Below are 7,008 nucleotides of genomic sequence, written 5' to 3' on the forward strand. Positions count from 1 at the left end.
TTATTACACAACATTTATTGCAATTCTTTTTCAGAAAGTTGTTTTAGATATAAGGCAGCATAATAACCCTCTTGATTTATTAATTGATTATGAGAACCTTGCTCAATAATTCGTCCTTCGTCAAGGATAATAATTTTGTCCGCATTTTTTGCTGATGAAACCCTGTGACTGACAATAATTGTGGTTTTGTCTTTACAAATTTCCTGTAAGTTATTCAAAATTGCTTCTTCGGTTTCTGTATCCACTGCAGATAAACAATCGTCAAAGAGCAAGATTTTTGGATTTTTGATAATAGCTCTTGCTATGGAAACACGTTGTTTTTGTCCGCCGGAAAGCGTAATTCCTCTTTCGCCAAGAATGGTTTCATATTTTTTATTGAAACCCATAATATTGTCGTGAACTATGGCACTTTTTGCAGCTGCTTCCACCTCTTTGTCGGTGGCGTTTTCTTTACCAAATTTGATATTGTTTTTTACGCTATCCGAAAATAAAAAAGCATCTTGTGGCACGATTCCAATATTGTTTCGCAGATCAAATAAGTTCATCTTGCTTATTTCCTTTCCGTCAATGGTAATGCGACCTTCGGTTACATCATACAAACGGGAAATTAAAGAAATTACCGTTGATTTTCCCGACCCCGTTTTTCCTAGAATTGCCAAAGTTTCGCCTTTGTGAACTGTAAAACTTACATCTTCCAATGCTTTTATATTGGTATCTTCATAAGTGTAACTAACATTTTCGAAAGAAATTGCGCCTTCAATTATTGATTTTTCAGGGTTTTTGTTTTGGATTTCCGGTACAATTTTCAGGAATTCGTTAATTCGTTTTTGAGACGCTTCGGCTTCCTGAACCATTGAGGAAACCCAACCCAATGAAGCCACAGGCCACGTAAGCATATTGACATACAAGATAAATTCGGCAATGGTTCCAATGCTTTTTATGGTTCCGTTGATGTACATTAATCCGCCAAAATAAATCACAACCAAGTTGCTAATTCCTATGAGGGCCATCATCAAGGGGCCAAATAAGGCTTGGATTCTTGCCAAACTCAAGCTTTTGCTTTTGCTCTCATTGGCCAATTCTACCATGTTGTTTTGATGCTGATCTTCTAATGAATAGGCTTTTATTACTCGAATTCCCGAAAATATTTCTTGGGTGAAACTGGAAACTTTGGATAAATATTGTTGGAAAACAGTACTTCTTTTATTGATTTCGGAACTTATTTTAAAAATAGCATAAGACAAAATCGGCAATGGAAGCAAAGTGTACAATGTAAGTCGTGGAGATACATTAAACATATATACAATCACGATGGTAAAGCGAATGATGGTGTTTATGGTGTACATCACGGCTGGGCCAACGTACATTCTCACTTTCGAGACATCTTCGCTGATGCGGTTCATTAAATCTCCCGTTCGATTTTGTTTATAGAAATTATGGGAAAGATTTTCGTATTGCCTGAAAACTTCATTTTTTAAATCGAATTCGATGTGGCGAGACATCACAATTAAGGTTTGTCGCATTAAAAAAGTTAGGAAGCCTGCAATGATTGTGGTGGCAATAATTAATAAAATATTGGAAATTAATTCCTGCTGAATAACGGATTTGTCTACAGTCTTATCTTTTGCAAATGATTCAATTATATTAAAGGACTTGCTAATTAATTTTGGTGTAAACAAGGAAAATATTTGGGCAATAATGGTAATAAAGATGCCTATTGAAAAGCTGTATTTATATTTGACGAAATATTTATTTAAATAACTTAATTCTTTCATGGTAATATAATAATCTTAAGAATTCCAAAGGTAAGATGAAATTCAGATATTTTTCAAGTTTAATTCTTTTTTAAAAGATGAAATCCTTAGTTTTGCAAACTAATTTAATAAAAGTTCTTACAAGGTGGTAAACAGAAGACATATTCGCGTCAAGGTTATGCAATCCATTTATGCGATGCATCAAAATGGGTCAGATGATTTAGAAAAAGAAGAGAAATTCCTTTTTCATAGTATTGATGCCATTCAGGATTTATACCTTATAATGATTTCCTCTTTGATAGAAATTTGTAAAAAAGAAACTGTCTTTTTGCATAAATCAAGTCAAAAACATCTTGCCACTCCTCAGGAACGCAAACCCAATGAAAAATTTATCAAGAACAGTATTTTTCAACTACTTGCCGAAAATAATTCTTTGAGTATTGCTCTAGAAAATCGAAAAATCAACAATTGGAGCTTAAACGACGATTATATTCTAATCCTTCTTAATGACATCAAGCAAAGCAAAATATATGCAAAATATATGAGCAATGCGGTTAACACATTCGAAGAAGACAAGGAATTTATTGTTGATTTGTTTATGGATGTAATTGTTCCAAATGAAAAATTATACGAATATTTAGAAGACAATAAATTGACATGGATTGATGATATTCCAGTGGTAAACACTGAAATTATTAAGCAATTGAAAGCTTTGAAACCTGTTGACGAAGGAAATTTCAGGGTTCCAAAATTATTCAAAGACAACGAAGATCGCGATTTTGTTAAAGATTTATATAGAAAAACAGTTTTGAATGAGTCCGAATTAGCAAAGGAATATATAGATAAAACACCCAACTGGGATAGTGAAAGAATTGCCGAAATTGACACCATTATTCTTAAAATGGCTATTTGTGAATTTTTGAAATTCCCTTCGATTCCAGTGAAAGTTACCTTGAATGAATATTTAGAACTTGCCAAAGAATATTCTACTCCAAAAAGCAGTATTTTTATCAACGGAATTTTAGACAATTTAGTAAAAGAACTACAAGCCAGCAATAGAATTATAAAAGCTGGTCGTGGATTAATGTAAAATCAATTTATAAACAAAAAAAGAATTAAAAATTATGGGACAATTAACTCAATTTGCGCCGTTTTTATTAATGTTTGTGGTGATCTATTTCTTTATGATCAGACCACAACAAAAAAGAGCCAAAAACGAAAAAGAATTTGAAAGCGCTTTGAAAGTGGGTGACAGAATTATCACAAAAAGCGGACTTCACGGCAAAGTGGCTGAGCTTGCAGATACCACTGTTGTTATCGAAACAATGGCTGGAAAACTAAAAATGGAGCGTTCAGCAATTTCTATGGAAATGAGCGCATCTTTGAATAAAAAATAGTATTTTAGCTATAAAAAATCCCAAATTCCAACTTTACTAATTGGAATTTGGGAATTTTATTTTAAACAATTGGATTATTTCTTTTTATTCTTTTTATTTTTCTTTGCTTTTTTTGATTTTGCTTTAGCCTTTTTCTCTTTGGCTTTAGCTTTTAGTTTTGCTTTTTTAGCTTTATCCTTTTTTGCTTTTTTTGCTTTTTTTGCTTTAGCCTTAGCTTTTTCTTTTGCTTTCGCTTTTTTTGCTTTTTCTTTTTCTTTTTCTTTCATTTTATTTTTTTTCTTTTCTTTTTTGGTTTTTTTCTTTACTAGAATAACCGTTTCTTCTGAAATTATTATTTCTTGATTTTCTTCAACTACAGGAATGTCAATAGTTTCATCAACTTCTTTAGTTGATTTGCTAACTCTAGGTTTTTTTAGTTTAGGAGTTGCAACTACCTCAACCGTTTCTGGGGTAATTTCATTTGCAATTTCTTCTTTGTTTTCTTCCATATTTCTATTTTTTAAATGATATATTCTTAATGTAAATTAATTGTAAACAAATATAGTCATTAAAGGTATTCGCCAATGTTAAGTTTTTACTTCATTTTTTTTTCATAAAAAAAACCATCGATTGATGGTTTTTTAATAAATTTATTGTTTTAAAATGATTTATTTGGCAATTGGTTTTGCGGTCAACTCTGCAATTTTTACAATCACGTCAATTGCTTTTTGTATGCTTTCGACAGGAACATATTCATATTTTCCGTGAAAGTTATGCCCGCCAGCAAAAATATTTGGGCAAGGCAACCCTTTATAGGATAATTGGCAACCATCAGTTCCGCCACGAATGGGTTTTATGATTGGTTTAATTCCCAATTCTTTCATCGCTTTTTCGGCAATATCCACAATATGTTTTACAGGCAAAACCTTTTCTTTCATATTGTAATATTGATCTTTAACTTCGGCAATAACAATATCTTCACCAAATTGTTTTGCAAATTTTTTATTGAATTTCTGGGCGATTTTGGCAATTAATTCTTTGCGTTTTGTGAATTTTTTCTTGCTGTGGTCTCTAATAATGAGTTCCAAAACTGTTTCTTCGATACTTCCGGTTAAATGATGAACGTGAAAAAAGCCCTCGTACCCTTTTGTTTCCTGAGGAGTTTCACCTTTTGGTAATTCGTTGATAAAATCATTGGCGATAAGCATCGAATTGATCATTTTTCCTTTGGCGTAACCCGGATGAACGCTTTTTCCCTTGAAAGTAATTTTGGCTCCAGCCGCATTAAAATTTTCATATTCCAATTCGCCTACTTGACTTCCGTCCATAGTGTAGGCCCAATCGCATCCAAATTTTTCGACATCAAAATGATGTGCGCCACGACCAATTTCTTCATCTGGTGTGAAACCAACTCTAATTTTTCCGTGTTTAATTTCTGGGTTTTTAATCAGGAATTCCATTGCTGTGACAATTTCGGTGATTCCAGCTTTGTCATCTGCCCCAAGAAGCGTGGTTCCGTCAGTGGTAATTAGGGTTTGTCCCTTGTATTGCAACAAATCTTTGAAATATTTTGGAGATAAAATAATATTTTGTTCCGCATTCAATACAATATCGTTACCGTCGTAATTAGAAATAACTTGCGGTTTTACATTGGCACCCGTAAAATCTGGCGTGGTATCAAAATGTGAAATAAAGCCAATGGTTGGAACATCGTGGTCAACATTAGAAGGTAAAGTGGCCATTATGTATGCTTTTTTGTCTATGGTAACGTCTTTCATTCCAATGGATTTTAGTTCTTCAACTAGTTTATTGGCTAAATCCCATTGTTTTTTTGTACTTGGAGTTGTTTCTGAACTTGAATCTGATTCTGTGTCTATGATGACGTAACTTATAAAACGGTCAATGATATGTTGCATTTTGTATTTTTTTATACAAATATAATCATTTTCATTAGGGCTAAAGTCATTTCTTTTTTATTTTAGATTAGCTTTAAAAAGGTATTTCGCAAAGAAATAAGCGTAAGTTATTTTTTATAAAACATTAATAATCAGTACTATTTTTGTTATTTTATTATAAATAAATCAATAATATAATTTTTTTATTGTTAAATTTATTCCCAAATTTCATCAAATATTTTTTCAAAAATAATTTTTAACTATTTGTATATTAATAACTTAAATTTTCAACTTATGAAAAAACTATTTTTATTTGTCTTGTGTGCATCCTTATTTTTTGGTTGCAAAAAAGAAGCGGCAATGAAACCAGCAACATCTACAGCAGATACTGCTAAAGCAGTTGCACCCGTAGTATTTGCAGATGCTAAATACTCAGAAATTGGAAAAAAATCACTAGTTGCTTTATCTAAAGGTGATATGGATGCTTGGATGTCAAATTATGCTGATAATGCTAAGTTTTATTGGAATAGTGGCGACAGCTTGGTTGGAAAACCAGCAATTGATAAATATTGGAGGGATAGAAGAGCAAATGTTATTGAAACTATTACTTTTACTAAAGATATTTGGTTACCGTTAAAGGTAAACGAAAAAGGAAATATACCTCTAGATGGTTATTGGTTATTGTCTTGGTATCAAGTAACGGCTAAATACAAAGGAGGGGGTTCAATGACTCAATGGATTCATAACACTTTCCATTTTAATGACAATGATAAAATTGATCAGGTCTATCAATATATAGATAGGGTTCCTATTATGGCTGCGATGCCAAAAAAGAAATAATTGTTGATTGATATTGAAATAGAAATGGTGCTTTTAGCACCGTTTTTTTTTGTTAATATTCTTCTATGGGAAACTCAAAAGCATAGCCTTTTCCAATGAGAATAAGTATGCCGTGAATGATTGACTCTGGAAAGAATCCAAGCTTTTCCAGGAAATAGTCATACGTTTTGTTATTGTAATTCGTTATTATAAAAGGTAATGAATTTGAAATCAGGAATATATTTTCTATGTATTGATGATCAATTTCATTATTGGCTCTAATAGCAGTAATTATAATATCTTTTTTCTCTTTTTTTAGCTGAATATATTCAAGAGTCGATAACGGTATGTCTTTGTTTGTGTGATAAAAGAAGATTGACTTTGCGATATCTATCATTATCCATTTTTGAAATTCTTCACAATACACTTCATTAAAGGAATGTCCACCTGAAACGGCTGAATCCTTTGATAAACTCTTCATTCCCCATTCCTTGACTTTTATGTCATTGATAACACAAAAATTTGAATAGATTTGAGAAAAGTCGCTACAAACTCCACCTTCACCTTGAATCATTTTTTGTAAGGCTTTTGATGATGATTTGCCTAAACCTGGACCGCCCTTAATATTATCTTTTAGCCAGATTGCTATTGTAGTGGCTTTTTCAAAATCATTCAAATCTTTTCTTGAATTAGCAAATATTAAATTATTTGTTTCAAAAAAATTGGATGGAATGTCAGTTTTATTATTCAAATCATTGTAACAAAATTTTTCAATGGAAGCCAATGAAGAATTCTTGGATACTAATTTATATCTAATTTTATATAAAAGGGGATGTCTTCTTAAATACCAATTTAGAGTTTTACTCATTATTTGATTGATATGGTTAGTTGTCCTATGTTTTTCATTAGACACAAAAAGTTTTATTATTTTTGATTTGAGGGTTTGATTTGTAATAGATTTACTAAAGTAATAAATAAAATTAGTAAAAATCTGAAAATTTTGGATATTAAGGCAAATAAATTTATAAAGTGTAATTACATATTGTTTTTCACTATCGACCGACAAAACTAAGATTTAGGCAATAAATTCCTTTTAACCCTAGTAAATGCTAGGATTATTTTGTAAAATAAAAAACCTACCTCCCTATATTTCAGAAGAATTGC

General features: G+C 31.4%; 7 protein-coding genes. 3 read left to right on the plus strand and 4 right to left on the minus strand.

The features are described from left to right. Nucleotides 1-14: 14 nt before the first annotated feature. Entirely contained in the window at nt 15-1,775 is a 1,761-nt protein-coding gene (locus IR213_RS09155; RefSeq protein WP_194312002.1) for an ABC transporter ATP-binding protein, read from the minus strand. A gap of 157 nt (nt 1,776-1,932) precedes the next feature. Between IR213_RS09155 and nusB the strand changes: the two genes are divergently transcribed. Both nusB and yajC read left to right on the plus strand, forming a co-directional pair. Continuing rightward, nucleotides 1,933-2,844, plus strand: coding sequence for a transcription antitermination factor NusB (gene nusB, locus IR213_RS09160; protein ID WP_194312014.1), 912 nt, complete (start codon nt 1,933-1,935; stop codon nt 2,842-2,844). 34 nt (nt 2,845-2,878) lie between these two features. After that, nucleotides 2,879-3,151 (plus strand): preprotein translocase subunit YajC, encoded by a 273-nt coding sequence (gene yajC, locus IR213_RS09165; RefSeq protein WP_194312003.1) that lies wholly within the window; start codon nt 2,879-2,881, stop codon nt 3,149-3,151. Between the two features lie 74 nt (nt 3,152-3,225). Here yajC and IR213_RS09170 read toward each other — a convergent pair whose 3' ends face one another. After that, a complete protein-coding gene (locus IR213_RS09170) occupies nt 3,226-3,639 on the minus strand; it encodes a hypothetical protein (protein ID WP_194312004.1) in 414 nt (137 codons plus the stop codon). Nucleotides 3,640-3,798: 159 nt separating this feature from the next. Beyond that, a complete protein-coding gene (pepT, locus tag IR213_RS09175; RefSeq protein ID WP_194312005.1) occupies nt 3,799-5,046 on the minus strand; it encodes a peptidase T in 1,248 nt (415 codons plus the stop codon). Nucleotides 5,047-5,319: 273 nt separating this feature from the next. Between pepT and IR213_RS09180 the strand changes: the two genes are divergently transcribed. Beyond that, a complete protein-coding gene (locus IR213_RS09180; RefSeq protein WP_194312006.1) occupies nt 5,320-5,865 on the plus strand; it encodes a nuclear transport factor 2 family protein in 546 nt (181 codons plus the stop codon). A gap of 52 nt (nt 5,866-5,917) precedes the next feature. Here IR213_RS09180 and IR213_RS09185 read toward each other — a convergent pair whose 3' ends face one another. Beyond that, entirely contained in the window at nt 5,918-6,712 is a 795-nt protein-coding gene (locus IR213_RS09185) for a transglutaminase domain-containing protein (protein ID WP_194312007.1), read from the minus strand. Nucleotides 6,713-7,008: the final 296 nt, after the last annotated feature.

Source organism: Flavobacterium soyangense (genome assembly GCF_015277675.1).
GTDB lineage: Bacteria > Bacteroidota > Bacteroidia > Flavobacteriales > Flavobacteriaceae > Flavobacterium > Flavobacterium soyangense.

Coding starts and splice junctions, on each gene's coding strand:
- IR213_RS09180 (WP_194312006.1), top strand. CDS start 5,320: ATGAAAAAACTATTTTTATTTGTCTTGTGTGCATCCTTATTTTTTGGT.
- pepT (WP_194312005.1), bottom strand. CDS start 5,046: ATGCAACATATCATTGACCGTTTTATAAGTTACGTCATCATAGACACA.
- IR213_RS09155 (WP_194312002.1), bottom strand. CDS start 1,775: ATGAAAGAATTAAGTTATTTAAATAAATATTTCGTCAAATATAAATAC.
- nusB (WP_194312014.1), top strand. CDS start 1,933: ATGCAATCCATTTATGCGATGCATCAAAATGGGTCAGATGATTTAGAA.
- IR213_RS09185 (WP_194312007.1), bottom strand. CDS start 6,712: ATGAGTAAAACTCTAAATTGGTATTTAAGAAGACATCCCCTTTTATAT.
- IR213_RS09170 (WP_194312004.1), bottom strand. CDS start 3,639: ATGGAAGAAAACAAAGAAGAAATTGCAAATGAAATTACCCCAGAAACG.
- yajC (WP_194312003.1), top strand. CDS start 2,879: ATGGGACAATTAACTCAATTTGCGCCGTTTTTATTAATGTTTGTGGTG.